This is a genomic window from Streptomyces sp. CNZ287, from assembly GCF_007827615.1.
On record NZ_VISV01000006.1, the window covers coordinates 282,510 to 309,137 of the forward strand.

The following is a 26,628-nucleotide window of genomic DNA, read 5'->3' on the forward strand; positions in this document are numbered from 1 at the left end:
CTCCCCGCCTCCGGCCCGCCCGGGCCCGCCTTCACCTCCCGAACGCTGCCCTGTCACGGACGGATCACGAAACGGCCGCTTACGGGGATTGCGCAGAAGTCGCTATTGCGGGCCCGCCGGTCCGGGCGTAGGACATACCCCACAGCATTTCGCACCGGTAAAACGGCACGGACCTCGCGGGGCAGGTTTGTGCCGGTACGGGACAACCCCAACTGCCCCGCGTTCCTGGGGAGGCTGGGATGCGCAGTTCGCTGCATACACTGCAGCAGGTACGAGTCGTGCGGGCCGCGGTGGCGATCATCGCCGCGGGTGCCCTCGCCGTGACAGCCGCCGGGTGCGGCGACGACGGCGACGACAACGGCGGCGACGGCGGCAAGGCGGACAAGTCCGGCGCCGGCGTCACGCTCCCGAAGCTGGACGGCGAGTCCCTGCGCGTCGGCGCCGTCTGGACGGGCCCTGAGCAGAAGAACTTCGAGAAGGTCATCGACGGCTTCGAGGAGCAGACCGGCGCCACGGTGGAGTACGTGCCCACCGGCGACAACGTCGCGTCCTTCGTACGGACCCAGGTCGCGGGCGGCAAGCCGCCGGACGTCGTGTTCGCGCCGCAGGTGGGCGTGTTGCAGGAGTTCGTCAAGGAGGGCTGGGCGAAGCCGCTGGACGCCGCAGCGAAGAAGGAGCTGGGCAAGAACTTCTCGCAGGGCTGGCAGGACCTGGGTGCGGTGGACGGCGAGCAGTACGGCGTGTACTGCAAGGCGGCCAACAAGTCGCTGGTCTGGTACAACACCACGGCCTTCGAGAACGCGGGCGCCCAGGAGCCGGAGGACTGGCAGGGCTTCATGGACACCGCGCAGCTCGTCTCCGACTCCGGCGTGCCGCCGGTGGCGATCGGCGGCGCGGACGGCTGGACGCTCACCGACTGGTTCGAGAACATCTACCTCTCCCAGGCCGGCCCGGAGAAGTACGACCAGCTCGCGGCGCACGAGATCCCGTGGACCGACCCGTCCGTGAAGGACGCGCTCACCACCCTCGGCGAGCTCTTCGGCGACGACACGCTGATCGCGGGCGGCCAGAAGAAGGCGACGAAGATGGCGTTCCCGGACTCGGCGATCGCCCCGTTCGCGGACCTGGAGAACCCGAAGGCCGCGATGGTCTTCGAGGCCGACTTCGTCGGCGCCTTCGTCAACGAGACCGACGCGAAGGTCGGCGAGGACGCGAAGATCTTCCCGTTCCCGGCGGTCGGCCCGGACAAGCCGGTCGTCACCGGCGGCGACGCGGCCGTGACGCTGACCGGCTCCAAGGGCGCGCAGGCCCTGCTCACGTACCTGTCGTCCACCGAGGCGGCGGAGGCGTGGGCGGCGCCCGGCGGCTTCGTCTCGCCGAACAAGAACATGGACATGGGCGCGTACCCGAACGACGTGCAGCGGGAGATCGCGCAGGCGCTCGTCGACGCCGGGGACGACTTCCGCTTCGACATGTCCGACCAGGCGCCCGCCGACTTCGGCGGCACCGCGGGCAAGGGCGAATGGAAGGCGCTGCAGGACTTCCTGGCCGATCCGAAGGACGTCGAGGGCGCGCAGCAGGACCTCGAGAAGGCCGCCGCCGCGGCCTACAAGAGCTGACGGACGGAGCAGGGAGACCCTGATGTCGACCTCGTCGGCGGGGGGTGCGGCGGAGTCCGCCGCACCCACCCCCCTCGCACCGCCGGGCAGCACGTCGCAAGAGCCGGAAGAGCAGAAGCTGAGCAAGCCGCCGAGGTCGGTGGTACGGACCAAGAGCTGGATCACGGTGGCGTTCCTGCTGCCCGCCGTGGTCCTGCTCGGCACCCTGGTGCTGTATCCGATCGGGTACTCGGTCTACCGCAGCCTCTTCGACGTCTCCGGCGACGAGTTCATCGGCCTGGACAACTACACCGAACTCTTCAGCGACGACCGCATCCGCACCGCGCTGCGCAACAACCTGATCTGGGTGCTCGTCGCGCCCGCGGTCTGCACCGCGCTGGGGCTGATCTTCGCCGTCCTCACCGAGAAGGTGCGGTGGGGCACGGCGTTCAAGATGGTCGTCTTCATGCCGATGGCGATCTCGATGCTGGCGGCGGGCGTCATCTTCAGCCTCGTCTACCAGAACGAGCCGGAGCGCGGCGCCGCGAACGCGGCGTGGACGACGATCCACGACACGTTCAGCGACCCCGCACCCTGGCCGGGCGCCCGGCCGCGCCCCAACGCCGATCTGAAGGGCCCCGACAAGGGCCCCTTCACCAGCGACGCGACCGTCAGCGCCGGGGAGACGGCGCTGCTGCCGCTGGTCGCCGTGAAGCCGCAGGACGCGGCCGGCGAGGAGCCGGCGGCGAAGCCGCAGCCCGCGGGCGACGGCGTGAGCGGCACGGTGTGGCTGGACTTCAAGCCCGGCGGCGGCGAGCCCGACGTCGTCGACAGCGGCGAGAAGGCGCTGAAGGACATCAAGGTCGAGGCGGTCAAGGACGGCAAGGTCGTCGCCTCGGCCACGACGGCGTCCGACGGTACGTTCACACTGCCGGCCGCGGCCGACGGCGCCCAGTTGCGGCTGCCCTCCTCGAACTTCGCGGAGGCGTACGGCGGCGTCGACTGGCTCGGCCCGTCGCTGGTGACGCCAGCGGTGATCGCGGCGTACGTGTGGATGTGGGCCGGGTTCGCGATGGTGCTGATCGCCGCGGGGCTGGCGTCCGTGCCGCGGGAACTGATGGAGGCGGCGCGGGTCGACGGCGCGAACGAGTGGCAGGTGTTCCGGCGGATCACGGTGCCGGTGCTGGCGCCGGTGCTCGCCGTGGTGCTCGTGACGCTGATGATCAACGTGCTGAAGATCTTCGACCTCGTCTACATCATTGTGCCCAGCGCCCGGCTGGAGGACGGCAACGTGCTGGCCGTCGAGCTGTTCCAGCAGGCGTTCGCGGGCACCGAGCCCGACCTGGGCGTGGGCAGCGCGATCTCCGTCGTGCTGCTGCTTCTCGTCATCCCCGTGATGATCTTCAATATCCGCCGCCTGCGAAAGGAGTCCGGCCGATGACCACCGCAGCAGCGGCGGAGACCGCACCCAAGCCGGAACCGCAGAAGGCGGAGGCCGAGGCGCCGGTCAAGGAGTCCCTCGCCGCCCGCATCGGCCGGTACGCGGGCGGCGGCGCGGTCCGGGCGTTCCTGGTGATCGTGGCGTTCCTGTGGCTGACCCCGACGGTGGGGCTGCTCATCTCGTCGTTCCGGGATCCCGCGGACATCGCGACGACCGGCTGGTGGAAGGTCTTCGGCGATCCGGGGCAGCTCACCACGGAGACGTACGACACGCTCTTCGGCAACGAAGACGTGATGGGCGCGCTGCCCACCACGATCTGGATCACCGTGCCGTCCACGCTGCTGGTCGTGGTCATCGGCGCGCTGGCGGGCTACGCCTTCGCGTGGATGGAGTTCCCCGGCCGGGACTGGGTGTTCCTCGCGGTGGTGGGCCTGCTGGTGGTGCCGGTGCAGGTGGCGCTCATCCCGATCGCGTCGCTGTACCGGGATCTGAACCTGTTCCACACGATCACGGGCGTGGTGCTCTTCCATACCGCGTTCGGGCTGCCGTTCGCCATCTTCCTGTTGCGGAACTTCTTCGCGGAGATCCCCCGGGAGCTGCTGGAGGCGGCGCGGATCGACGGGGCGAGCGAGCTGCGGCTGTTCTTCCGCGTCGTGATGCCGCTGGGCGGCCCCGCGATCGCGGCGCTGAGCATCTTCCAGTTCCTGTGGGTGTGGAACGACATGCTGGTGGCCCTGGTCTTCGCCGACCCGGGCAAGCCGCCGCTGACGGTGGCGGTGCAGCAGCAGACGCGGCAGTTCGACAGCAACATCGAGCTGATCGCGTCCGGCGCGTTCATCTCGATGATCATCCCGCTGGTCGTCTTCTTCGCCTTCCAGCGGCAGTTCGTGTCCGGCGTGATGGCGGGCGCGGTGAAGTAGGCGCGTACGCGCTGAGGCGAGCGCGGCGAGACGATACGGCCGTCCGGGTGGATCACCCGGGCGGCCGTACTGTCGTACGGCCGCGTGCGCGGGGCCGCCGTTACGGTGGCGGATACCAGAAATAAGGACATTCCGACCAGCGGACTGTCCTTCCGCCGCCGCCCGCCCAGGGATGTGTCCGTGCCCCGGTTCAGCGTCATCGTTCCCGCGTACAGGGTCCAGGCGTATCTCGACGAGTGCCTGGAGTCCGTGCTCACCCAGTCCTTCACGGACGTGGAGGTCATCGCGGTCGACGACCGCTCCCCCGACTTCTGCGGCGAGATCATCGACGCCGCGGCGGCCCGCGATCCGCGGCTGACCGCCGTCCACCTGAGCGCGAACGTCGGCCTCGGCCGCGCCCGCAACGCCGGACTGGAGCGCGCTACCGGCGACTACGTCCTCTTCCTCGACGGCGACGACACCCTCGCCCCCGGCGCGCTCCAGGCACTCGCCGACCGGCTCACCGCCACCGCGGACCCCGACGTCCTCGTCTACGACTATGCGCGCACCTACTGGGACGGCCAGCACGCCCGCAACGTCCGCGCCGGCCTGCTCGCCGAGCGCGACCCGCAGGTCTTCCGGCTGGCGGACCGGCCGGAGCTGCTGCGGCTGCTGATGGTGGTGTGGAACAAGGCGTACCGGCGGAACTTCGTCGCCGCGCAGGGCCTCAGCTTCCCGCCCGGCTACTACGAGGACACCCCGTGGACGTACCCCGCGCTGCTGTCGGCGGAGCGGATCGCGGTGCTGGACCGGGTGTGCGTGCACTACCGGCAGCGGCGGTCGGGCAACATCCTCGGCACGCCCGGGGAGCAGCACCTCGACGTCTTCGAGCAGTACGAGCGGGTGTTCGCGTTCCTCGCCGCGCGGCGGCTGGAGCGGTGGCGGCCGGTGCTCTTCGTGCGGATGGTGGACCACCTGACGACGATCTTCAACAGGAGCGAGCGGGTGCCGCGGCACAAGCGGGCGGAGTTCTTCCGGCGGGCGCGGGCGCTGTACGTGCGGTATGGGACGGGTCCTGCCCCAGTGGCCGAGGGCGGCGTACGGGCCCGGGGTGCCGCCGGCGGTGCCCTACGGGCCGGGCGCGGACCACGGGCCCGGACGCGGCATCTCCTCGTGCGGCTCGGCACCCGGCGCACGTTCCAACTGCTCGGCGCCGCCGGCCGGCTCCTCTCCCGTACCCGCGACCTCGCCGCCCGCGCCGCCCGCCGCGCCCGCGCCGGCTGCGGCCTGCTCTACTACCGTCTCCAGCTCCGCCTGCCCCTCGACCCGCACCTGGCGGTCTTCGCCGCGTACTGGTATCGCGGCTACTCGTGCAACCCCGCCGCCCTCGAAGCCAGGGCCCGCGAGCTGGTCCCCGGCCTCGCCACCGCCTGGATCGCCCGCCCCGCGTACGCGCACACCGTGCCGCCGGGCGTACGGGTGCTGCGCCCCGGCTCGCTCGCCTGCCACCGCACCCTGGCGCGCGGCACGTACTTCGACCTCACCGCCGAGCCGCCCGGCCGCGTCTGCCGCACCGCCGACGAGATCGCCGACACCTTCGCCACCGGCGCCCACGCGGCCCCCGCCGCCGCGGCGCGGCTCGCCGCGTTCCGGCGCCGGTTCTGCCCGTACGACGACGGGCACGCCGCGGAGCGGGTGGTCCGGCACGTGTTCCTCGGCGAGGCGGGGCACCCGCCGGTGCCGGGGCCCGGGGGTGTGGCGCGGGGCGTTCCCGGGGTGCTGCCGCGGCCGGCGGGGAGCGCGGTGGTGCGCAGCGAGTGACGGCGGTGCGGCCACGGGTCGTACGCACACCGTGGCCAACCGCACCGCAGCCACGAGGGCCGGACGCACGCACGCCCGACGCACGCAGTCCCGACGCACGGAAGCCGGAGGTACGGATGACCCAGACCCGCAGCGAGCGCCCCGCCGCCCCGTCGACGGCGCCCCCCGCCACCGGAGTCGGCCGCCCCCGCCCCGGTCCCGCGCGGCCCGGCCCCCGTCCCGCCTACGCCGCGGACGCCAACGGCGCGAAACCCGGGCAGCCGTGGCTCGTGCGCCGCTACCGGCGCGCGGTCCCGCGGCGCGTGCGCCGGCTCGTCGTCGCCGTCGCCAGCCCCGCCACCCGGCACCGGGTGCAGCGCGCGCTCGGGGCCGTCTCCCGGCGCGTCCCCGAGCCGGGGCAGCGCTCGGTGCTGCGCGCCCTGCGCGCCACCGGCCAACTCGGCCGCCCCGGCCGCCGGGTCGTCCACTACCGCGGCCAGACCCGGCTCGCGGTCGTCGCCGACTCCCCCACGCCGCTGCACGCCCGCAACGAGAACCTGCGCCTGGTCACCGGCGCCCTCGACGCCGCCGGCATCGAGCACTTCGCCGTCCGCGGCTACGGCAGCGTCTCCACCGCCGTCGCCGTCCCCGCCTCCGCCCGCGCCCGCGCCGTCGCCGCGCTCACCGCCCTGTGCACCGCACACCCCGGCTACGTCTGCCTCCCCGACCGCCGCAAGCGCCCCGAGCGCCGGGTGCGTCCCGCCGGCGACCCCGCCTCGTGGGAGGCGCTCGCCGGGGCGGCCGTCGTCCGGTTCGCCTGCTACTACGCCGACCGCGGCGGGCACACGCTGCTGGGCGCCGGCTACGGCTGCGACGTGGAGTTCTGGGCGGAGGAACCGTACGAGGAGAGCGATCCGGGCGGCGGGTCACCGGGCTGCGGGCGGCTGGTGGCGCCCCGCTTCAACCGCGTCGTCGAGTCCGTACCGCACGACGGCACCCATGTCACCGCGCCCGGTCACCTCTTCACCCGCTTCGTGCTCCCCGGCTCCCTCGGCACCGTCCCCGACGTCCGCACCCGCCCCGAGATGACGGTCCCGCTCCCCGACGACCTCCGCTTCCCCATCGACGCCGTCTACACCTGGGTCGACGGGGACGACCCCGCCTGGCGCCGCCGCCGCGCCGAGGCGGGCGGCGTCCCGTACCACGCCGAGGCCGCGAACGACGCCCGCTACCTCAACCGCGACGAGCTGCGCTACTCGCTCCGTTCACTGCACCTGTACGCCCCCTGGATCCGGCACGTCTACCTCGTCACCGACGACCAGGCCCCCGACTGGCTCGACACCGCCCACCCCCACCTCACGGTCGTCGACCACCGCGCCATCTTCACCGACCCCGGCGTCCTGCCGACGTTCAACTCGCACGCCATCGAGAGCCAGTTGCACCACATCGACGGCCTGGCGGAGCACTTCCTCTACTTCAACGACGACGTCTTCCTCGGCGCCCCGCTCCTGCCCGACCGGTTCTTCCTCCCCAGCGGCATCACCCGCTACTTCCCCTCCCGCGCGCTGCTGCCCTCCGGGCCGCCGGACACGGGCGACGTGCCCGTGTCGGTCGCGGGGAAGAACAACAGGGCGCTCCTCCAGCAGAGGTTCGGCACCTACATCACGCAGAAGATGAAGCACACGCCGCACGCCCTGCGGCGCAGCACCCTCGCCGAGATCGAGGAGTGCTTCCCCGAACGGCACCGGCAGACCGCGGCGAGCCGCTTCCGCAGCGCCACGGACCTCAGCATCCCGTCCGCGTTCCACCACTACTACGCGGCGTTCACCGGCCGCGCGGTGCCCGGGCAGATCCCGTACGACTACTTCGACCTCGCCCACCCGGACCTCGCCGCCCGCCTCCGGCGGCTGCTGCGCCGCCGCGACCGGAACGTCTTCTGCCTCAACGACACGCTCTCCGGCGCGGGCGACCTGGACCGGCAGGTGGAGCTCATCCGCCCCTTCCTGGAGGCGTACTTCCCCGGCCCCAGCCCGTTCGAGATCCCGTTCACGGGCCCGCGCCCGGGCCCGAGCCCCCTGGAGAGGTGAGCAGGCCATGCCCCTGGCCGTCCGCACGCCGGTGAACCCGGCCGCGCCGCCCGGCACCGGCGCGTACCCCCGCGCGCTGAACGTGCTCAGCCGGAAGGAGACCGCGGTCCAGCGCCAACTGCGCCGCGCGGGCCTCGCGGGGTACGAGCCGCTGACGCAGGCGACGCTGCTGACCGTCGCGCAGTTCGCGCCGCCGCACGCGGCGGTGTACGACATCGGCGCACACATCGGGCTGTACGCGGCCCTCGTCGACCTCGTCCACGGCGCCAAGCGGCTGCAGACCGTCGCCTTCGAGCCGACGCCGCGCACGGCGAAGCTCTGCCGCCGCCTGCGCGACGGCAACGGACTGGCCTTCGACGTACGGCAGATGGCGCTGTCGGACCGGAGCCGCACGGCGGAGCTGTACCTGTCCCTGAAGGCCGAGAGCTCCAACTCTCTCAACCCCGCCCACCGCGCGCACACGGAGGCGGTACGGGTGCCGGTCGGCACGGTCGACGGCTACGCGGAGCGGCACGGGCACGCGCCGTACCTCCTCAAGATCGACGTCGAGACCCACGAGCCCGAAGTCCTCGCGGGCGCGGCCGGGGTGCTGCGCGAGCACCGCCCGTGGATCGTCTGCGAGGTGCTGCCGAGCACGGACCCGGCGGCGATGGCGGCGGCCCTGTCGCACCTGACGGAGCTGGGGTACGGCCTGCACCTCATCCACCCCGGGACGCCGTGGCCCGCGCACGACGCGACGAGCTACGCGCCGCACGTCCAGGGAGAGTGCCGCGACTGGCTGTTCGCGCCCGAGCCGCTGACGGACGAGTTCTACGCGGCGCAGCGGGCGTGGCTGCGGGCGGTGCTGGCGTGCGGCAAGGAGGAGAACGTGCTGGTGCCGCCGGGCGAGCCGTTCCCGCGGGACTGGAACGCGCCGCACGGTGCGCCGGGGGCGCCGCCCCGGCCGCGGCGCGGGCTGGAGGCGCGGCTGCCGCGGATGTGGCGGCAGGCGGTGGGACGGTGAGCGGGTATCCGGCTCGCAGGGGGCATACGGAAGGCGCCGCGAGCGGTGGGACGGTGAACGGGGCCGCGGACCGTACGGTGCACGCGGAAGACGCCGCGGGCGGCTGGCGGTGGGGTGGCGCCGTGTTCGGACTGCTGCTCCAGCTCTGCTGTGTCGCCTATGCCGCCCGCCACGTCTCCCCGGCCGCCCTCGGCGCGTACGCCGTGGCCCTCACCGCCGTCCACCTCCTCGCCCACCTCGCGGGCGGCGCCATCGCCGCCTCCCTGGACCGCGCGGGGCCGCCGACCCGGCCCGCCGCCCACGCCGCGCTGCGGCTCGCCGGGATCACCGGGTTCACCGGCTTCGCCGTCGCGCAACTCGCCGCCCCGCTGCCCGCCCTGCTCCTGCACACCCCCGGCACCACCCCCCTGCTCCGCCTCCTCGCCTGCGCCTTCCTCTGCCGGCCCGCCGCCGACGCCGCAAGCGCCGCGCTCCGCCGCGCCGGCCGCCCGCGCGACGCCGTGCTGACGGACGCCGGCGGCCAGGCGGCCGGCGCCGCGACCGGCATCCTCCTGCTCGCCGGTGGCGTCAACCCCCTCGGCCTGGCCGCCGTGCTGCCGGTCTCGGCCGCGGTCGCGCTCGGCGCGGCGGCGCTGCTGCTGTCCCGTACGCCGCTGCCGGAAGGACCCCCGGTGCAGGCCGCGTCGCTCATCCGCGTCCCGTGGTTCGAGGCCGGGTTCGGGCTGCTGCGGCTGGTCGCGGCGGGCGCGCCGCTGTGGGCGGTCTGCGGGCTGCTGGGTCCCGGCGCGGCGGGCGTGTACGCGCGCGCCGCGGGGCTGTGCGAGGTGCCGGTGACGGTGTACGGCCGGGTGGCGAGCCGGACGGCGGGCGGGAGCCGGGAGGCCGATCGCCACCGGGCGTCCCGCCCCGTACGCCGCGTCGACGTGCCCACCGCGCGCCTCGCCGTCACCGCCGCCTCGGCCGCCGGCTTCGCCGGGTTCGGCATCGTCGCCGGGGCGGGGCCCGCCGCGCTCGCGCTGCTCCTCGGCCCCGGCTGGGAGTCCGCGACGGCGCTCGTGCCGTGGCTCTGCGCCGCGGGGGCGCTGCACCTCGTCTACTCCGCGGGCTGCTCCCTCGACCTCGCCCGCGGCCGCCGCCGTGAACTCCTCGGTACGCACTTGGTCGTGCTCCTCGCCACCGCCGCCGCCCTCGCCGTCGTCCTCCCGTGGCGCGGCTCCGGCTCCGCCCTGCCGCTGCTGGCCTGCGCCGCGGCCGCCGGGCCCGCCGCGGGGCACGCCCTGCAGTTGGTGCGGTGGGGGCGGTGCGGGCTGGTGCGGGCACGGGAGGCGCTGCGGGCGCACGCGGTGCACTGCGGCATCGGGGCGGCGGCCGGGGCGCTGGCGACGCTGGCCGGTTCCGCGGCGGCGGCGCCGGGTGACCGCCTGCTCTACGGTCTGCTGGCGCTCACGCCCGTAGCCCTGCTCTGCGCGGGGCTGCACGAGCAGTTGCCGCTCTCCGCGGCGCTGTCCGGCGACCGCCCGGGTCCGGCGCCCGCACCGCGGCCCCGGACGCCGGCGCCCCGCGGCACGGCGGGTGCCCCGGCCCCGTAGCGCCTCCCGTACGCACCGGGGCCGCCCCCGGTCCCGTGTTTCGTACGCCCTCCGCGTCAGCGCGGCGGCACGCCCACGCGCGCGGCCCCGGCCGCGCGCCGCCGCCCCGGCTCCGCGGCTTGGCGGGCGGGGGCGCGCGCCGCAACCAGCTCCGCACACAGCTTCTCCCACGCCCGCGTCACCCCCTCCGGCGCGAACCGCGCCGCCCCCGCGAGGGCGTGGGCACCGAGCCGGTGCAGCAGCTCCGCGTCCGCCGCCATCAGCCGCGCCATCGCGCCCGCCAGCGCGTCCACGTCGTCCGGCGGCACCAGCAGCCCGTCCACCCCGTCCCGTACGACGTCCGCCGCCCCGCCGCCCTCGTCGTACGCGACCGCGGGCACCCCCGCGGCGTACGCCTCCAGCACCCCGGCGCTCCCCGAAGGCAGCACCGCGAAGCTCGCCTTGGCCCACTCCGCCGCCATGTGCGGGCTCGGGCCCAGCAGTTCCACCCGCTCGTACAGCCCCAGCTCCGCCACCCGCCGGCGCAGCCGCGGCGGCTCAGGGCCGTCCCCCAACACCCGCAGCCGCCAGCCGGAACCGGCCGGCGAGGGCGCCGCCGCCGCGAACGCCGCGAGGGCGTGGTCCGCCCGGGCCGGCGGGCCCGCCAGCACCGCCGTCCGCGCCGTACGCGACGACCGCGGCCGGAAGCCGCGGGGCGCCGGGTACGGGATCGCCGCCGTCGTCGGCGCCGAAGGCCCCCGCGCCGCCGCGCCGAGCGCCGCCGCCAGCCGCCGCCGCGCACCCTCCGTCCGTACCACCACCGCGTCGCACTCCCCCGTCCCCGGCGGCGGCTCCCCCTCCCCCGCCCACGGCGACTCGTGGATCCGCACCGCCCCCGCCGGGGCGTGGTCCGCCGCGGCGCGCAGCAGCGCGGGCGAGGCCGTGACGAGGACGTCGGTGTCGAGGGTGCGCAGGGCGAGGGCGAGTTCGGTGTCGGTGAGCGCGTCGGACTCCGGCTCCAGGGCGGGGTCGACGAGCGCGCTGGGCACGACGGCGAGCTGCTGCCGGGCGCGGTCGGTGAGGGCGGTGGGCCGCAGGGGTACGGGGACGGGGCCGGTGCGGTCCACGAGGTGGCGCAGCGCGACACCGGGGCCGGGCGCGGTGTGCGGCCGGTCGCGGGTGCGGAAGACGCTGACGACCTCGACGTCGTGGCGGGCGGCGAGGTGGCTCGCCCGGGTGAGGACGGCACGCGGCACGTCGCCCGGCTCGTCGGCGCGGGAGAGCAGGAAGACGATCCTCACACCCGTACGCCCTCCCCGCGCGCCCCCGCGCGCTCGTAGGGGGACGGCACCGGGAAGTACCCCTCCAGGAACGCCTGCACCCCTCGGGGGAGTGTGCCGTGGAGCCGGAGGCAGAAGACGTCGGTGTCGCGGCGGACGAACAGCCTGTCGAGCCGCCGCGGCCCGTGGCCGCCCGCGCTCTCGACGCGGGGCGGCCCCGTGCGGCGTCCGGCGGGGAGGGCGCGGCCGAGGAACACGTCGTCGGCGAGGGGCAGTACGTGCGTGGCGAGGGCGTCGAGGGGGTGGCGGCGGTCGACGACGGTGAGGCCGGGGCGGGCGGTGTCGAGCCAGGGCGGCGGGGCTTCCGCGACGAGGTAGGTGTGCCGGACCCAGGGCGCGTACATCGCGAGGGAGCGGAGGGAGTAGCGCAGCGCGGGGCCCGTGGTGGTGTAGACGGCGTCGACGGGCGGGCGGGGTTCGGTGACGAACTCGCGGAGCGTGGGGAACGCGCGGTCGGCCACGTACAGCACGGCGGTCGGCGTCAGCGAGGGCAGGGTGGTGCCGAGCGCGGTGGGGGCGCGCGGGGTGGTGTACGCGCCGCCGCGGTGGCGGCGCTGCCAGAACTCGATGTCGCAGCCGTGGCCGGGGCCGTAGCGGAGGGTGCGGCCCGAGGTGAGGTACGGGCGGTAGAGGCGCAGCGCGGGCGGTTCGCCTGCGGCGGTGAGCAGTTCGGCGGGGACGGGGACGTCGGGGTTCCGGGGGGACACGGCGTAGACGGCCTGGCCGGGGTAGGCGCCGGCCAGCGCGCGGCACGCGCGCGAGCGCAGGCCCGCGTCGACGGCGAGGCGGTGGCGGGGGGCGGGCCCGTCCGGGTCGTCGGTCCCGTCGGGCCCGTCGGGCCCGTCCGGGTCGTCGGGGTCGTCGGGGTCGCGCAGCAGGAGGTACGGGACGTCCGCGGCCTCCAGCGCGTCCGCGGCGAGGCGGAGGTTGGCGGCGTACGCGTCGGCGGCGAGGAGGTCGTCCCGTACCTCGGCCCACTGCCCCGCCGCCCGCACGAGTCGCCCGCCGCCTCCGCCGCCCGAGGTCCGTACCGTCTCCTCCCACCGTCGCAGCTCCGCCGCGGTCGGCGCGGGGTGCGGCAGCAGGGGGCGGGGCGGCCGGGCGGGGGCGGTCGCGGCGCGGTGGAAGGCGGCGCGGTCGGCGCGGTCGCGCTGGCGGCGGGGTTCGTCGTCGCGGATCGCGGCCAGTTCGGTGAGGAGCGCCTGCCAGCGGTCGGCGGCGTGCGCGTCGTCGGGAATGGCCGCGAGGCGCGGCGCCGCCGGGCCCAACTCCGCCTCGTACGCCGCCCGGTCGGCCTCCGCAGGTACGACCAGCGCGTCCAGCTCCGGCGCACCGGGCGGCGGCGGGTGGCCGGGGCGGGGGGCGCGGTGGACGGTGAGGGTGCGGGCGGGGGCGAGGGCGACGGCGGCGGGTACGAGGCCGGGGGCGGCGATGACGAGCACGTCGGCGTCGAGCGTACGCAGCGCGGCGGGGCCGGCATCGGCGGCGAACTCCACGTCGTGGCGCGCCGCGAGGCCCCGTACGACGCCGTCCTCCACCGTGGCGGCGGGGTCCGCGAGGAACGTGATCCTCATCGGGTCTCCCCCGCGTGCCCCACGACCTCGGTGACGACGACCAGCAGGCCGGCGGCGGTGTACCGCGGGGCGACCCGCACGACGTCGCCGGAGTCGGCGATGAGCAAGCGGTTCGGCAGCCGGTAGACGCGATCGGGGCCGACGACGTCGCCGAGCAGCCGCCCGACCGGAAGGGCGGCCGCGCACCCGGCGGCCCGTACCCGTACGTCCCAGGTCCGCTCGCCGCCCCGCCCGGCCACCCGCGTCAACGCGGCACCACCGGCCCGGGCCACGAACCGCCCGCCTCCGCAGCCGTCCACCGGCAGCGCGCACACGCCCCCGGCCTCCCCGCGCTCCACGAGTGCGCACGCGAACTCCCCGCCGGGAGCCGGGCCGGCCGGCCCGCGCCGCGCACCCTCCGCGCCCCGGCTCGGGGGCAGCCGGACGGGCCACCGCCCGGCCGGGGGCGCATCCGCGGGCCCCACCACGCGCCCGTGCACCGCCAGTTCGGTCCAGCCCGCCTCCACCCGCTCCACCTCCGCATGCGGCGGCAACCGCACCGCCCTCAGCTCGACGGCGCACCCGTCCCCCGGCGCCGCGACGGTGATCCGCCACCCGCCGGGATGCGGCGGATCAAGACGTGTCGGGCCCGCCGCCGGCACCCCGCCCCCCGGTGCCCTCAGCCCGTACCCCCGGCGCCGCCGGCCCGCCACCGCCAGCTCCACGCCCAGTGCCCGCGCCTCCCCCTCCCGCACCGCGATCACGTCCAGCCCGTGCCCCGCCCCCGCGGCCCGCCGCCGCCTCATGCCGGCCCCGTCCGGGACCTCCGGTTCCACCAGGTACGTCCCGAAGGCCCGCTCCCCCGCCACCTCCAGCGGCAGCGCCCTGCCCCCCGCCCGCAGCCACGCCCCCGACCGGCCCGCCCCGTCCTCCGGCAGCCGTACGCACACGTTCAGCGTCCGCCCGTCCAGCACCGTCAGGTGCTCGGCGTCCAGACAGCCCGCCGCCCTCACCCCGGCAGCTCGTACGCGCTCGGCACCGGGAAGTACGCCTCCAGGAACGCCCCCAGCTGCCCCGGCGCCCCCGTGCCCCTGGCCCGGATCACCGTCCGGTTCCGCGCCGCCAGCAGCCCCCGCAGCACGGTGTCCGCGCCGGGCGCCGCCAGGTCCACGTCCGCGTGGCGCAGCGTCGCGGCCGCCGCGCGGCCGGTGTGGGCGGCGTAGTGGTGGTACAGGGACGACGCGATCGCGAGGTCGTCGCGGCGCGGCTCGCGGTGGGAGGCGGTCGCCACGTGCCGGTCGCCGAACTCGCGCTCGATCTCGCACAGCACGCTGCGCCGCAGCGGGTGCGGCGCGTGCCGCAGCGGCTCCTGGACCGGCGAGACGAAGAACCGCGTGAGGCCGTTGGCGAGGAAGAACTGCTCGGGGACCGTCTCGGTACCGAGGAAGAGGCGGTCGCCGAAGTAGAGGAAGTGCTCGGCGAGGCCCTCGATGTGGTGCAGTTGGCTCTCGACGGCGCGCGGGTTGGACGTCGGCAGCATGGTCGGGTCGGCGAAGACCTCGCGGTGCGCGACGACCTTCAGCCCCGGGTGCGCGGTGTCCAGCCACGACGGCTCGCCGTCGTCGGTGAGCAGGTGGATGCGGCGGAGCCAGGGTGCGTAGGTGGCGAGGGAGCGCAGCGCGTAGCGCAGTTCGGGGTCGGTCCAGGTGAAGACCGCGTCGACCGCGTACGTGACGTCCTCGGGCAGCGGGTGCGCGAACTCCTCGCGGGTGCGCAGCGTGAGCCGGCCGCAGCCCCAGGAGCCGCGGTCGGTCATCTTCACGGTGGTGGCGCCGGCCGGGACGCTGTCCGCGACGCGGCCGGGGCAGGGCGCGAGCAGCCGGTCGCCGGTGGCGTCCTCGTGCCAGAACTCGACCTCGCAGCCGGAGTCGCCGCCGATGACGAGCCGCAGGCCGGGCTCGGTGCGATACCACGTGAGGCGCAGCACGTCGGCCTTCTCCAACTGCTGCCAGACGCCCGGCTCATAGCCGGGCACGAGGCGCGGGTACGCACCGGCCGCGCCGTCCCTGGCGGGGCCCGCCCCCCGCGGCCCGGGACCGGCCCCGTGCCCCGCGCCGGACCTCACGCCGGGCCCCGCGCCCGCGCCCGCCACCACCGTCACGTACGCCGGCTGCACCCGGCAGAGCCGGGCCAGCGCCCGGCACGCCCGGCGGCGCTGGTCGGCGGGCACGGCGACGACCGAGGGCCCGCACGCCCGGCCCCGCACTGCGAAGTACGGGACGCCGGCGGTCCGCAGCGCCCGGGTGACCCCGAGCACCCCGGCGCGGCGGGCCTGCACCGGGGAGAGCGCGCGCTGCAGTTGCGCGATGCGCGGCCGGCCGTCGACGGTGAGGACGACGCGGCCCGGGGCCTCGGACGCGGCCTGCTCGCGGCGGGCCTTGAGGGCGGCGCGGAGCCGGTCGGCGTGGTGCGGTGCGGTGAGAACGGCGAGGTGGCGGCGGACGGCGCGGGGAAGCGCGCGGCGGTACGCGGCGACGACGGACGCCGTGCCGGGGCCGACGCGCGGCGGTCGCTGATCCGTGACTGTCTGCCCCATGCGGGACAAACTACGCCATTCACCCGCCCCGGACTTCGAGCAACGCCCCGCGCCGCCGTCCTCCTACCGGTTCGTCCGCAGCAGCGTGCGCATGGTCCGCATCGCCACCGACAGGTTCGCCAGGTCGAACGACTCCGATCCCTGGATCTCCTCCAGCGTGCTGCGCGCCCGCCCCAGGATCGCCGCGTTCTTCGCCTCCCAGGTCTTGAACCGCAGCTCCGGCGTGATCGCCTCGACCTCCGCCTCCGGCTCCGCCGACAGCACCGCCGCGGTGAGCAGCGCGTGCGCCGCGTACAGGTCCTCGCGGATCGCCGCGCGGGCCATGGACTGCCACCGGTCGGCCCGCGGCAGCTCCACGATGCGGTCCATCAGGTTGCTGATGTGCAGGCGGTCGCCGAGGTCGTAGTAGACCTCCGCGACACCTAGGGGCTCGTGTCGAGCGCGGTCGGCGACGGCCACGATGTCCATCGCCGGGAACGCCGCCGAGAACGTGGCGACCCGCTGCGCCAGCTCGGCCGGGACGCCGTTGTCGGTCAGCTCGTTCTGGTTGCGCTCGTACCACTCCAGGTCCGTGCCGCGCAGCAGCTTCGGCAGCGCCGCCCAGACCTGCCCGATGCGCTCGCTGAAGAAGTCGATCGTCTCGCTCAGTTGCAGCGGCTGCGGCCGGTTGTTGAGCAGCCAGCGGGTGGCGCGCTCGACCAGCCGGCGGGAGTGCAGCCGGATACGGGTCTGGACGTCGGCGGCGATGACGTTGTCGAGGGTCTCGACCTCGTCCCAGAAGTCGCCGAGGTGGAAGATCGCGCGGGCCGCGGTGTGCGCCCGTACGATCTCCTCGGTCGACGCGCCCGTCTCCTCCTTCAGCCGGTGCACGAACGTCGTACCGCCGGTGTTGACCGTGTCGTTGACCAGTACGGTGGTGACGATCTCGCGGCGCAGCGCGTGCGCGCGGATCTGGTCGGGGAAGCGGTCGCGCAGCGGCTGCGGGAAGTACGCGAACAGCAGCCGCTCCAGGTACGGGTCGTCGGGCAGCCCGGTGGCGACCAGGTCCTCCGCCGCGGTGATCTTCGTGTAGCCCAGCAGCACCGCAAGCTCGGGCTGGGTGAGGCCCAGACCCGCGGTGAGGCGCTCGCGCACCTGCTTCTCGCCGGGCAGGAACTCCAGGTCGCGGTCGAGCGCGCCCTCCTTGCCCAGCTTGCGCATGTACCGGTGGTGGGCCTGGAGCAGGCTGGGGGCCTGCGCGACGGCGTTGGCCAGGGCGGTGTTCTGCGCGTAGTTGTTGCGCAGCACCAGCGCGGCGACCTCGTCGGTCATCTCCCCCAGCAGCTTGTTGCGCTGCTTGACGGTCATGTCGCCGTCGCCGATGACCTGGTTGAGCAGGATCTTGATGTTCACTTCGTGGTCGGACGTGTCCACACCCGCGCTGTTGTCGATCGCGTCGGTGTTGATCTTGCCGCCCCTGCCGTCCGGGCCGCCGAACCGCGCGAACTCGATCCGGCCGAGCTGCGTCAGCCCGAGGTTGCCGCCCTCGCCGACGATCCGCGCCCGTACGTCGACGCCGTCCACCCGGATCGCGTCGTTCGCCCGGTCGCCCGCGTCGGCCTGGGCCTCCGCCGAGGACTTCACGTACGTGCCGATGCCGCCGTTCCACAGCAGGTCGACCGGTGCCTGGAGGATCGCCTTCATCAGCTCGGCGGGCGTCATCTTCGCGGCGCCGTCGCGGATGCCGAGCGCCCGGCGCATCTTCGCGTTCACCGGGATCGCCTTGGCCTTGCGGGAGAACACCCCGCCGCCGTCGGAGAGTTTGCGGGTGTCGTAGTCCTCCCAGGAGGAGCGCGGCAGCTCGAAGAGCCGGCGGCGCTCGGCGTAGGAGACGGCCGGGTCCGGGTCGGGGTCGATGATGATGTGCCGGTGGTCGAACGCGGCGATCAGCCGGGTGTGCTCGCTGAGCAGCATCCCGTTGCCGAAGACGTCACCCGACATGTCGCCGATGCCGACGGCGGTGAAGTCCTCCGTCTGGCAGTCCACGCCCAGCTCGCGGAAGTGCCGCTTCACCGACTCCCAGGCGCCGCGGGCGGTGATGCCCATGCCCTTGTGGTCGTAGCCCGCGGAGCCGCCGGAGGCGAACGCGTCGCCGAGCCAGAAGTCGTACGAGACGGCGACCTCGTTGGCGATGTCGGAGAAGGTCGCGGTGCCCTTGTCGGCGGCGACGACCAGGTACGTGTCGTCCTCGTCGTGCCGGACGACGTTCTTGGGGTGCACGACCTCGCCGCCGACGAGGTTGTCGGTGATGTCGAGCATGCCGTAGATGAACGTCTTGTAGCAGGCGATGCCTTCGGCCAGCCAGGCGTCCCGGTCCGCCGACGGGTCCGGCAGCCGCTTGCCGACGAAGCCGCCCTTGGCGCCGGCCGGGACGATGACGGTGTTCTTCACCTCCTGCGCCTTGACCAGGCCCAGGATCTCGGTGCGGAAGTCCTCGCGCCGGTCGGACCAGCGCAGCCCGCCGCGCGCGACCTTGCCGAAGCGCAGGTGCACGCCCTCGACGCGCGGTGAGTACACCCAGATCTCGTACTCGGGGCGCGGCTCGGGGAGGCCGGGGATGGCCTGCGGGTCGAGCTTCAGCGACAGGTACGAGTGCCAGGACTTCCCGTCGCCGTCGTGCTGGAAGTAGTTGGTCCGCAGCGTGGCCTGGATGGCGGTGAGGAACGAGCGCAGGATGCGGTCCTCGTCGAGCGAGGCCACCTGGTCCAGCGCGCCGTTCAGCTCCTCCAGGATGCCGTCCGTCAACTCCCGCCCGGCGTGCTGCCGCTCCGGCGCCATGCGCGCCTCGAAGAGGCTCACCAGCAGCCGGGTGGTGTGCACGTTGGTCCGGAGGGTGTCCTCCATGTACGCCGGGCTGAACTTCGAGCCGGCCTGGCGGAGATAGCGGGCGTACGCGCGCAGCACCATCGCCTGCCGCCACGTCAGCCCGGCGACGGGCACGAGGGAGTTGAGCCCGTCGTCCTCCGCCTCGCCGTTCCACACCGCGGCGAACGTCTCCTGGAAGCGCTCGCGCGCGTCCTCGCCGACCTCCAGGCCACCGCCGTTCTGCGACGGCGGGAACTGCAGGCCGAAGTCCGAGACCCACGCGTCGGTGAGCCCGCCGCCGCAGCGCAGCACGTACGGCCGCTCCTCGGTGACCTCGACGCCGAGGTTGTGCAGCACGGGCAGCACGCGGGTGAGCGAGAAGGGCGCGCCCGCCCCGTACACCTTCAGCCGGCGCTCGTTGGGCGCGGCGCCCACCGGCTCGTAGAGGCTGAGGGCGAACTCGGCGGTGCCGCCGCGCGAGCTGAGCTTCTCGAAGTGCTGGAGGTCGGAGACGGCGGCGCGGGGCGCGAAGTCCTCCTTGTAGCCCTCGGGGAAGGCGCCGGCGTAGCGGTGCGCCAGCTCGGCGGCGCGCTCCTCGCCGAACTCGGCGACCAGCGCCTCGGTGAAGCCGTCGTTCCAGGAGCGGGAGGCGTCCGCGAGGCGGTTCTCGATGCGGTGGACGTCGGTCTCGGTCAGCTCGCGCAGCCCGGTGCCGGGGTCGACGCGGACGACGAAGTGCAGCCGGGACAGGACCGACTCGGTGTTCCAGGCGGTGAAGTCGACGGAGGTGCCGCCCAGCTCCTCCTTGAGGATGTCGACGAGCCGCAGCCGCACGGAGGTGGTGTAGCGGTCGCGCGGCAGGTAGACGAGCGCCGAATAGTAGCGCCCGTACTCCTCCTGCCGGAGGAACAGCCGCAGCCGGCGGCGCTCCTGGAGGTACAGCACGCTGATGACGATGGACTGCAGCTCCGCGACGGGGATCTGGAACAGCTCGTCGCGCGGGTACGTCTCCAGGATCTGCAGCAGGTCGCGGCCGTCGTGGCTGTTGGGCGTGAAGCCGGCCCGGCTGAGGACCTCGGCGACCTTGCGGCGGACGACGGGCACGCGGCGTACGGACTCGGTGTACGCGGCGGAGGAGAAGAGGCCGAGGAAGCGCCGCTCGCCGACGACGTTGCCTTCGGCGTCGAACTTCTTCACGCCGACGTAGTCGAGGTAGGCCGGGCGGTGCACGGTGGCGCGGCTGTTGGCCTTGGTGAGGACCAGCATGCGGTGCTCGCGGGCCTTGGCGCGGACGTCGGCGGGCAGCCGGTGGAAGGACTCGGAGGCGGGCTGCGGCTTGCCGTCGTCCTTGGCGAACGCGGCGTGCGACGGGTCGGCGCGGAGGATGCCGAGGCCGGTACCGGGGACGGCGGTCAGCTCCTCGCCGTCGCTGTTGACCGTCAGGCGGTACTCCCGGTAGCCCAGGAAGGTGAAGTGGTCGGCGGCGAGCCAGCGCAGCAGCTCCCTGGCCTCCTCTACCTCCTGCGTGGGCATGTCGTCCGGCAGCGGCTCCTCGTCGAGGTCGTCGGCGATGCGCAGGGCGGAGTCGCGCATCTTCTGCCAGTCCTCGACGGCCTCGCGGGCGTCGGAGAGCACGCGCATCAGATCGGCGGTGATCTGCTTGAGGTCCGCGCGGTCGGACTCGCGGTCGATCTCGACGTGGATCCAGGACTCGATGACGGCGTCGTGCGGCAGGTCTTCGAGGCCGCGGGCGTACGGCGGCGAGGCGTTCGGGTCGCGGCCGGCGTCCAGGACCTCCAGCAGCTTGCCGGTGACATTCCGGCGGACGACGATCTGCGGGTGGATCACCAGATGAATGCCGCGTCCCTGGCGAGACAGCTCATTGGTGACAGAGTCCACCAAAAACGGCATATCGTCCGTTACTACCTCAACGACGCTGTGACTGGACGTCCAGCCGTTCTCCTCGACCGTGGGCGTGTGCACGCGCACGTTGGCGGTGCCCTGCGGACGGTTCTGGGCCAGGCGGTAGTGGGAGAGGGCGGCGCCGAAAACGTCGACGGGGTCACGGCCGAGCAGATCCTCGGGCGCGGTATGCAGGTAATAGCGCTGGAGGTACGCGTCGAGGGTCTCGGGAGGCAATCCCCCCTCACCCGTCCCGTCCACCCGCGCGGCGCGCGCGAGCAGCTCGTTCTTGGCTTCAGCCAGCTTGATCTGCATGGTCCTCAGGCTCCTGTCGCGCGCCGTTGCGTGACGGTTCTTGTGGGCCGGGAGTGTTCCCCGGCCCTTGCTGACGAGCGGGCACGGCACCGCGGCCCGGATGCCTCCGGGCCCTGCGCGGCATCGTGCCGGAACGGGAAACGCACCGGTCCGCTTCCGGCCATCATCGGGCGGCGGCACCGGTTTCGCCGATCAGCCGTCCCCCGGTCGGGGTCCCCGGCGCCGACCGACGCCGGGAGGGGCGCGGTGGTGGCCCCGCGGGCCCCGCCTCCGTCGCCCCCATGAGATATCGGGCTGATCACGCCCACCAGGCTATCCCCTGGGGGCCAGGCGCCGTCCACGGCCGAATGTGTACAAACGCAGCCCCCGTTCTTTGACGATCCGCACAGCTTCTCCAGCCTGCGGAGCGTCCTTCACCTGGACTAAAACCTTCCGTATCGCCCCGCGGGGTCCGGTGAGCCGGGAGGTGGCGAACGTCACCACCGGAGCGTACGAACGAGCGGTGGAACCAGGGGCCGGACGGGCCGCCCGGGGCGTGTTACGCCGCCAGTTCGTCCGCCGCCGCGACCGCCTCCGCCAGGCTGTCCACCACCGGGACGCCCGCGGCCTCCAGGCTCGCGCGGCTGTGCGAACCGCCGGTGTAGAGCACGGCCCGTACCCCCGCGTGCCGCGCTGCCACGGCGTCGTCCACCGCGTCCCCGATCACGACCGTACGGGCCGGGTCTATGCCCTGGAGCGCGCCGAGGTGGCGCACCATGTGCGTCGCCTTCCCGCTGTCGGACGGGCCGGTGCGGCCGTCGATCCGGACGAAGTGGTCCGCGATGCCGTGCGAACGCACTATCGGCAGCAGTTGCTCGTGCGGCGCGAGGGAGCACAGCGACTGCGTCTGCCCCGCGGCCCGCCGCTGCGCCAGCAGCTCCGCCGCGCCGTCGGCGAGGGCGGCCTCCTCGGCGCGCACCCAGTAGTGCCGGTGGAAGGTCTCGTCCATGATCTCCCACTCCTCGGCCGTCGGCAGCCGGCCCATCAGCCGCTCGTAGAACCGCGGCACCGGAACGCAGTACAGCTCGCGATAGCGCTCGAGCGTGATCGGCGGCAGGCCCAGCTCGGTGAAGGAGGCGTTCGTCGCCTCTATCACCGCGTGGATGTCGTGGAAGAGAGTGCCGTTCCAGTCCCAGACGAGGTGTGTTCGCACCCCAGAACGGTAACCGGCCGGTCTGACAACCGGGCCGGAGAGCCGCGCTGGCGGCCCCTGCCGTCCCGGCCGACTCTGCCGTCCGGTCGGTTCGGTCGGTCCGGTCGGTCCGGCGGCTCAGCCGACGAGGTTCCCGATCTCCTGTACGCCGTACCAGAGCAGCTCGTGGTCCTCCGCGCCGTCGACCGTGAACCGCGCGTCGTCGTCCCCGGCGTCCGCGGCGCCCAGCGCGGCCACCGCCGCCGCGACGTCCGCCGCCGCGTCGTCCGCGTCCACGTGCACCGCCGCCGCCAGCTTCAGCGGTACGGCCGCCGCGACCCGCACCTCCCCGATCGCCGCCGGGTCCATCCCCCGATCGGGGTCGGCCGCCGCGGCGCTCTCGGGCAGCTCCACCGCGACCACGACCCGGCGCGGCGGGGCACCGGGGGCGGGGGCGATCGCCAGCAGCCGCAGCGACGCCTGGGCGGCGCGGGTGAGGGCCGCGTACTCCAGTTCTTCGAGGTTGTCCGAGACGTACCACTCGCGCAGCGCCGGGGTCACGGCGTAGGCCACCAGCGGCGCCGGGCCCAGCTCACCGGCCTCGTGCGCCCGCGCCAGGCCGGGCAGGGTCAGGGGGACGTACACGCGCATGGGCGAACTATACGGCGGCGGTCCCCCGTCCGAGTGGGTTGCCCGGGCCCGTGGCGACGGCACCGTGTGCGACGCCCGTCGCAGGCGGGACGGGCCACGGCCGGGCGCCGGAGCGGGCGGGTCACCTGGATCGGTGAATCCTCCGGCAGCCCGGCGAGGGGCGGCGGACGTTGCGGAGTGGCGAGCGGCGCCGGTAGACCTTCGGGCATCGCGAACCACACGCATCACGGGGGTGACAGCGTGACGACCACACGCACCCGGCCCGAAGGCGGGCCGGAGCGGAACGAGCCGGCCGCCGGCACGGCGACCGGGGACGAACGAAGCGGGGGCACCGCGGCCGGCCCATCACACGAACCGGCGCCCGGGTCGCCGTACGACGCGGCATGCGACGCGGCACGCGGCCGGAGCCCCGCCCGCCGGCCGCCGCGGGCGAAACCCCGGCGGCCCCGCGGCCGTACCGCACCGCCGAGCCGGCGCGACACCCGCCGCCCCGGGCGCCCGCCCGCGCGCCACCGGGCGGGGGAGCTGCGCCCGCACGAGTGGTTCGCCGAACGGCTGATGCTCGCGCTCAGCGGCCAGCGGCCGATGCACTGGCTCCTCGGCCACACCACCGGCCGCGCCTACGACCAACTCGCCGCGTTCGCCGACGACCTGCCCCTGCGCGACGGCCCCCGCCCGGAGCTGCGGGCCTGCGGCTACTGCCGCCCCGCACCCGACGCCATCGAGGGCTTCGCCCGCATCGCCGTGGGCGACCGGCTCCGCGCCCTGGCCTTCCGCCTGGAACTGGGCCCCGACCACCGCTGGCGCTGCGCCGCGGTCGAGATGGCCCCGAGCCCGGAGCGGGACCGCGCATGACGACGGCGGGGCCGGTCCTTGCGGACCGGCCCCGCCGCGCGGTGACGTACTACCGCATCACTTCTTACGCCGCTTGCCCTTCGAGCCGCCCTTCTGGGCCCGGCGGCGCTCCGCGCGGGTGCGGCCGTCGCCCGAGCCGCCGGAGGTGGCGGACTGGGCGCCGTCGGTGGCCAGCTCGCCCTCCTCGACGCCGCCCTCCGCCGTGGGGGCGGAGAAGTGCAGCCGGTCGGGGCGCTGCGGCTGGTCGAGGCCCTTGGCGAGGATCGCCGGGGCCGGGGCCGCGTCCTGCGGCGCGGCGTCGGCGGGCGCCGCGTCCTGCACCGGGACCTCCTCGACCTGCTGCTCGACCTGGACCTCCAGGTTGAACAGGTAGCCGACGGACTCCTCCTTGATGCCGTCCATCATGGCGTTGAACATGTCGAAGCCCTCGCGCTGGAACTCCACCAGCGGGTCCTTCTGCGCCATCGCGCGGAGCTGGATGCCCTCCTGGAGGTAGTCCATCTCGTAGAGGTGCTCACGCCACTTGCGGTCCAGCACCGACAGCACGACCCGGCGCTCCAGCTCGCGCATGATCTCCGAGCCGAGCTGCTCCTCGCGCTTCTCGTACTGCGCGCGGACGTCCTCCTTGACCATGTCCTCGATGAACTCGGGCGTGATGCCCGCCCGGTCGCCCGCGGCCTCCTCCAGCTCCTCGACCGTCACGGAGACGGGGTAGAGCTGCTTGAAGGCCCGCCACAGCCGGTCGAGGTCCCACTCCTCGGCGAAGCCCTCGACGGTCTCGGCCTGGATGTAGGCGTCGATGGTGTCGTCCATGAAGTGACGCACTTGCTCGTGCAGGTCCTCGCCCTCCAGCACCCGCTTGCGCTCGCCGTAGATGACCTCGCGCTGGCGGTTCATGACCTCGTCGTACTTCAGGACGTTCTTGCGCGTCTCGAAGTTCTGCTGCTCGACCTGCGACTGGGCGGAGGCGATGGCGCGGGTGACCATCTTGTTCTCGATCGGCACGTCGTCCGGCACGTTGGCCATCGACATGACGCGCTCCACCAACTGCGCCTTGAAGAGGCGCATCAGGTCGTCGCCGAGGGAGAGATAGAAGCGGGACTCGCCGGGGTCGCCCTGGCGGCCGGAGCGGCCGCGCAACTGATTGTCGATGCGCCGCGACTCGTGCCGCTCGGTGCCCAGCACGTACAGCCCGCCGAGATCCTTGACCTCCTCGTACTCGGCCTTGACCGCCGCCTCCGCCTTCTCCAGCGCGGCCGGCAGCGCCGCCGCCCACTGCTCGGCGTGCTCGACCGGGTCCAGGCCCTGCTGGCGCAGGTCGGCCTCGGCGAGGTCGTCGGGGTTGCCGCCGAGCTTGATGTCGGTGCCGCGGCCGGCCATGTTCGTGGCGACGGTGATCGCGCCCCGGCGGCCGGCCTGGGCGACGATGATGGCCTCGCGGTCGTGCTGCTTGGCGTTGAGCACCTCGTGCTGCACGCCGCGCTTGCTGAGCTGCTGTGAGAGGTACTCGGACTTCTCCACCGAGGTCGTGCCGACCAGCACCGGCTGGCCCTTCTTGTACTTCTCCTCGATGTCGTCGACGACGGCGTTGAACTTCGCCTCTTCGGTCCGGTAGATCAGGTCGGACTGGTCCATGCGCGCCAGCGGCCGGTTGGTGGGGATGGGCACCACACCGAGCTTGTAGATCTGCTGGAACTCGGCGGCCTCGGTCATGGCCGTACCGGTCATGCCGGCCAGGCCCGGCAGCTCCTTGCCGTCGCGGTCGTGGCGCTTGTAGAGGCGGAAGAAGTTCTGCAGGGTGATCGTGGCGAGCGTCTGGTTCTCGTCCTTGATGTCGACGCCCTCTTTGGCCTCGATCGCCTGGTGCATGCCCTCGTTGTAGCGGCGTCCGGCGAGGATACGGCCCGTGTGCTCGTCGACGATCATGACTTCGCCGTTCATGACGACGTAGTCCTTGTCTTTCTTGAAGAGCTCCTTGGCCTTGATGGCGTTGTTGAGATAGCCGACCAGGGGCGTGTTCACGGACTCGTAGAGGTTGTCGATGCCCAGGTAGTTCTCCACCTTGGCGACGCCCGCCTCATGGATGGCGACGGTCCGCTTCTTCTCGTCCACGTCGTAGTCGCCGGTCTCCTGCTTGCCCAGGCGCGGGTCGCCCGGCTCGCCCTTGGAGAGCCGGGTGACGAGCTTGGCGAAGTCGGCGTACCACTTGGTGGCCTGGTCGGCGGGGCCGGAGATGATCAGTGGCGTACGGGCCTCGTCGATGAGGATGGAGTCGACCTCGTCGACGATCGCGAAGTTGTGGCCGCGCTGCACCAGCTCGTCCTTCGACCACGCCATGTTGTCGCGGAGGTAGTCGAAGCCGAACTCGTTGTTCGTCCCGTAGGTGATGTCGCACTTGTACTGCTCGCGGCGCTGCGCCGGCGGCATGTTCGCGAGGATGCAGCCGACCGACAGACCCAGGAAGCGGTGGACGCGGCCCATCCACTCGGAGTCACGCTGGGCGAGGTAGTCGTTGACCGTGACGATGTGCACGCCCTTGCCCGAGATCGCGTTCAGATACGCGGGCAGGGTGCCGACCAGGGTCTTGCCCTCGCCCGTCTTCATCTCGGCCACATAGCCCTCGTGCAGCGCCGCGCCGCCCATGATCTGGACGTCGTAGTGCCGCTCGCCGAGGATGCGGTGGGCCGCCTCGCGCACGGTGGCGAACGCCTCGGGCAGGAGATCGTCGAGGGACTCGCCGTCCTCGTAGCGCTGCTTGTATTCCTCGGTCAGTGCGCGCAGCTCGGCATCGGAGAGGTTGGTGAAGTCCTCTTCGATGGAGTTGACCTGGTCCGCGATGCGGTTGAGCTTGCGCAGGATCTTTCCTTCGCCTGCGCGCATGATCTTTCCGAAGACGGACACTTTGGGCTGGCTCCTTGCCGGTCGGGCCTGGCACGGTCGGGTGCGCTGGTGCGGCCCCTGTCCTCTGGGGCTCCTCTCGGGCCTCGCGGAGCCCACGGCCGCAC

General features: G+C 73.9%; 16 protein-coding genes. 8 read left to right on the forward strand and 8 right to left on the reverse strand.

The window, feature by feature from the left end:
- Positions 1-239: 239 nt before the first annotated feature.
- The 7 genes from FB457_RS14595 (at position 240) to FB457_RS14625 (ending at position 10,417) form a co-directional block, all read left to right on the forward strand.
- Positions 240-1,619 carry an ABC transporter substrate-binding protein gene (locus tag FB457_RS14595; protein ID WP_047016039.1) on the forward strand — a complete coding sequence of 460 codons (1,380 nt, stop codon included), beginning with the start codon at positions 240-242 and terminating at the stop codon, positions 1,617-1,619.
- Positions 1,620-1,641: 22 nt separating this feature from the next.
- A complete protein-coding gene (locus FB457_RS14600) occupies positions 1,642-3,039 on the forward strand; it encodes a carbohydrate ABC transporter permease (protein ID WP_047016040.1) in 1,398 nt (465 codons plus the stop codon).
- Positions 3,036-3,959, forward strand: coding sequence for a carbohydrate ABC transporter permease (locus FB457_RS14605; RefSeq protein ID WP_047016041.1), 924 nt, complete (start codon positions 3,036-3,038; stop codon positions 3,957-3,959). Before FB457_RS14600 ends, FB457_RS14605 begins: the two co-directional genes overlap by 4 nt.
- A 174-nt stretch (positions 3,960-4,133) precedes the next feature.
- The gene (locus FB457_RS14610) at positions 4,134-5,759 is read left to right on the forward strand and encodes a bifunctional glycosyltransferase/CDP-glycerol:glycerophosphate glycerophosphotransferase (protein ID WP_052770303.1); all 1,626 of its coding nucleotides are present in this window, start codon (positions 4,134-4,136) and stop codon (positions 5,757-5,759) included.
- A 116-nt stretch (positions 5,760-5,875) separates the two neighbouring features.
- Positions 5,876-7,825, forward strand: coding sequence for a stealth family protein (locus FB457_RS14615; protein ID WP_145782140.1), 1,950 nt, complete (start codon positions 5,876-5,878; stop codon positions 7,823-7,825).
- A gap of 7 nt (positions 7,826-7,832) precedes the next feature.
- A complete protein-coding gene (locus tag FB457_RS14620; RefSeq protein ID WP_145782141.1) occupies positions 7,833-8,828 on the forward strand; it encodes an FkbM family methyltransferase in 996 nt (331 codons plus the stop codon).
- Positions 8,829-8,905: 77 nt separating this feature from the next.
- Positions 8,906-10,417 carry an oligosaccharide flippase family protein gene (locus tag FB457_RS14625; RefSeq protein ID WP_486589030.1) on the forward strand — a complete coding sequence of 504 codons (1,512 nt, stop codon included), beginning with the start codon at positions 8,906-8,908 and terminating at the stop codon, positions 10,415-10,417.
- Positions 10,418-10,473: 56 nt separating this feature from the next.
- Here FB457_RS14625 and FB457_RS14630 read toward each other — a convergent pair whose 3' ends face one another.
- The 7 genes from FB457_RS14630 to FB457_RS14660 form a co-directional block, all read right to left on the reverse strand.
- A complete protein-coding gene (locus FB457_RS14630; RefSeq protein WP_145782144.1) occupies positions 10,474-11,697 on the reverse strand; it encodes a glycosyltransferase in 1,224 nt (407 codons plus the stop codon).
- Entirely contained in the window at positions 11,694-13,310 is a 1,617-nt protein-coding gene (locus tag FB457_RS14635; RefSeq protein WP_145782145.1) for a hypothetical protein, read from the reverse strand. The genes FB457_RS14630 and FB457_RS14635 overlap by 4 nt, the downstream gene beginning before the upstream one ends.
- Entirely contained in the window at positions 13,307-14,302 is a 996-nt protein-coding gene (locus tag FB457_RS14640; RefSeq protein WP_047016045.1) for a hypothetical protein, read from the reverse strand. Before FB457_RS14640 ends, FB457_RS14635 begins: the two co-directional genes overlap by 4 nt.
- The gene (locus tag FB457_RS14645) at positions 14,299-15,885 is read right to left on the reverse strand and encodes a stealth conserved region 3 domain-containing protein (RefSeq protein WP_145782146.1); all 1,587 of its coding nucleotides are present in this window, start codon (positions 15,883-15,885) and stop codon (positions 14,299-14,301) included. The genes FB457_RS14640 and FB457_RS14645 overlap by 4 nt, the downstream gene beginning before the upstream one ends.
- Before the next feature lie 63 nt (positions 15,886-15,948).
- Entirely contained in the window at positions 15,949-20,946 is a 4,998-nt protein-coding gene (locus FB457_RS14650) for an NAD-glutamate dehydrogenase (protein WP_186461981.1), read from the reverse strand.
- Positions 20,947-21,484: 538 nt separating this feature from the next.
- Positions 21,485-22,138, reverse strand: a complete 654-nt coding sequence (locus FB457_RS14655) for an HAD family hydrolase (RefSeq protein ID WP_125935072.1) — start codon at positions 22,136-22,138, stop codon at positions 21,485-21,487.
- Between the two features lie 117 nt (positions 22,139-22,255).
- Positions 22,256-22,768: a DUF6912 family protein gene (locus tag FB457_RS14660; RefSeq protein ID WP_047016048.1), complete on the reverse strand. Its 513-nt coding sequence runs from the start codon at positions 22,766-22,768 to the stop codon at positions 22,256-22,258.
- 240 nt (positions 22,769-23,008) lie between these two features.
- On the opposite strand from FB457_RS14660, the gene FB457_RS14665 reads away from it, so the two are divergent.
- The gene (locus FB457_RS14665) at positions 23,009-23,623 is read left to right on the forward strand and encodes an Rv3235 family protein (RefSeq protein WP_145782148.1); all 615 of its coding nucleotides are present in this window, start codon (positions 23,009-23,011) and stop codon (positions 23,621-23,623) included.
- A gap of 57 nt (positions 23,624-23,680) precedes the next feature.
- Here the strand turns inward: FB457_RS14665 and secA are convergent, their stop codons facing one another.
- The gene (gene secA, locus FB457_RS14670; RefSeq protein WP_047016050.1) at positions 23,681-26,524 is read right to left on the reverse strand and encodes a preprotein translocase subunit SecA; all 2,844 of its coding nucleotides are present in this window, start codon (positions 26,522-26,524) and stop codon (positions 23,681-23,683) included.
- Positions 26,525-26,628: the final 104 nt, after the last annotated feature.

Coding starts and splice junctions, on each gene's coding strand:
- FB457_RS14595 (WP_047016039.1), top strand. CDS start 240: ATGCGCAGTTCGCTGCATACACTGCAGCAGGTACGAGTCGTGCGGGCC.
- FB457_RS14600 (WP_047016040.1), top strand. CDS start 1,642: ATGTCGACCTCGTCGGCGGGGGGTGCGGCGGAGTCCGCCGCACCCACC.
- FB457_RS14605 (WP_047016041.1), top strand. CDS start 3,036: ATGACCACCGCAGCAGCGGCGGAGACCGCACCCAAGCCGGAACCGCAG.
- FB457_RS14615 (WP_145782140.1), top strand. CDS start 5,876: ATGACCCAGACCCGCAGCGAGCGCCCCGCCGCCCCGTCGACGGCGCCC.
- FB457_RS14620 (WP_145782141.1), top strand. CDS start 7,833: ATGCCCCTGGCCGTCCGCACGCCGGTGAACCCGGCCGCGCCGCCCGGC.
- FB457_RS14635 (WP_145782145.1), bottom strand. CDS start 13,310: ATGAGGATCACGTTCCTCGCGGACCCCGCCGCCACGGTGGAGGACGGC.
- FB457_RS14645 (WP_145782146.1), bottom strand. CDS start 15,885: ATGGGGCAGACAGTCACGGATCAGCGACCGCCGCGCGTCGGCCCCGGC.
- FB457_RS14650 (WP_186461981.1), bottom strand. CDS start 20,946: ATGCAGATCAAGCTGGCTGAAGCCAAGAACGAGCTGCTCGCGCGCGCC.
- FB457_RS14660 (WP_047016048.1), bottom strand. CDS start 22,768: ATGCGCGTGTACGTCCCCCTGACCCTGCCCGGCCTGGCGCGGGCGCAC.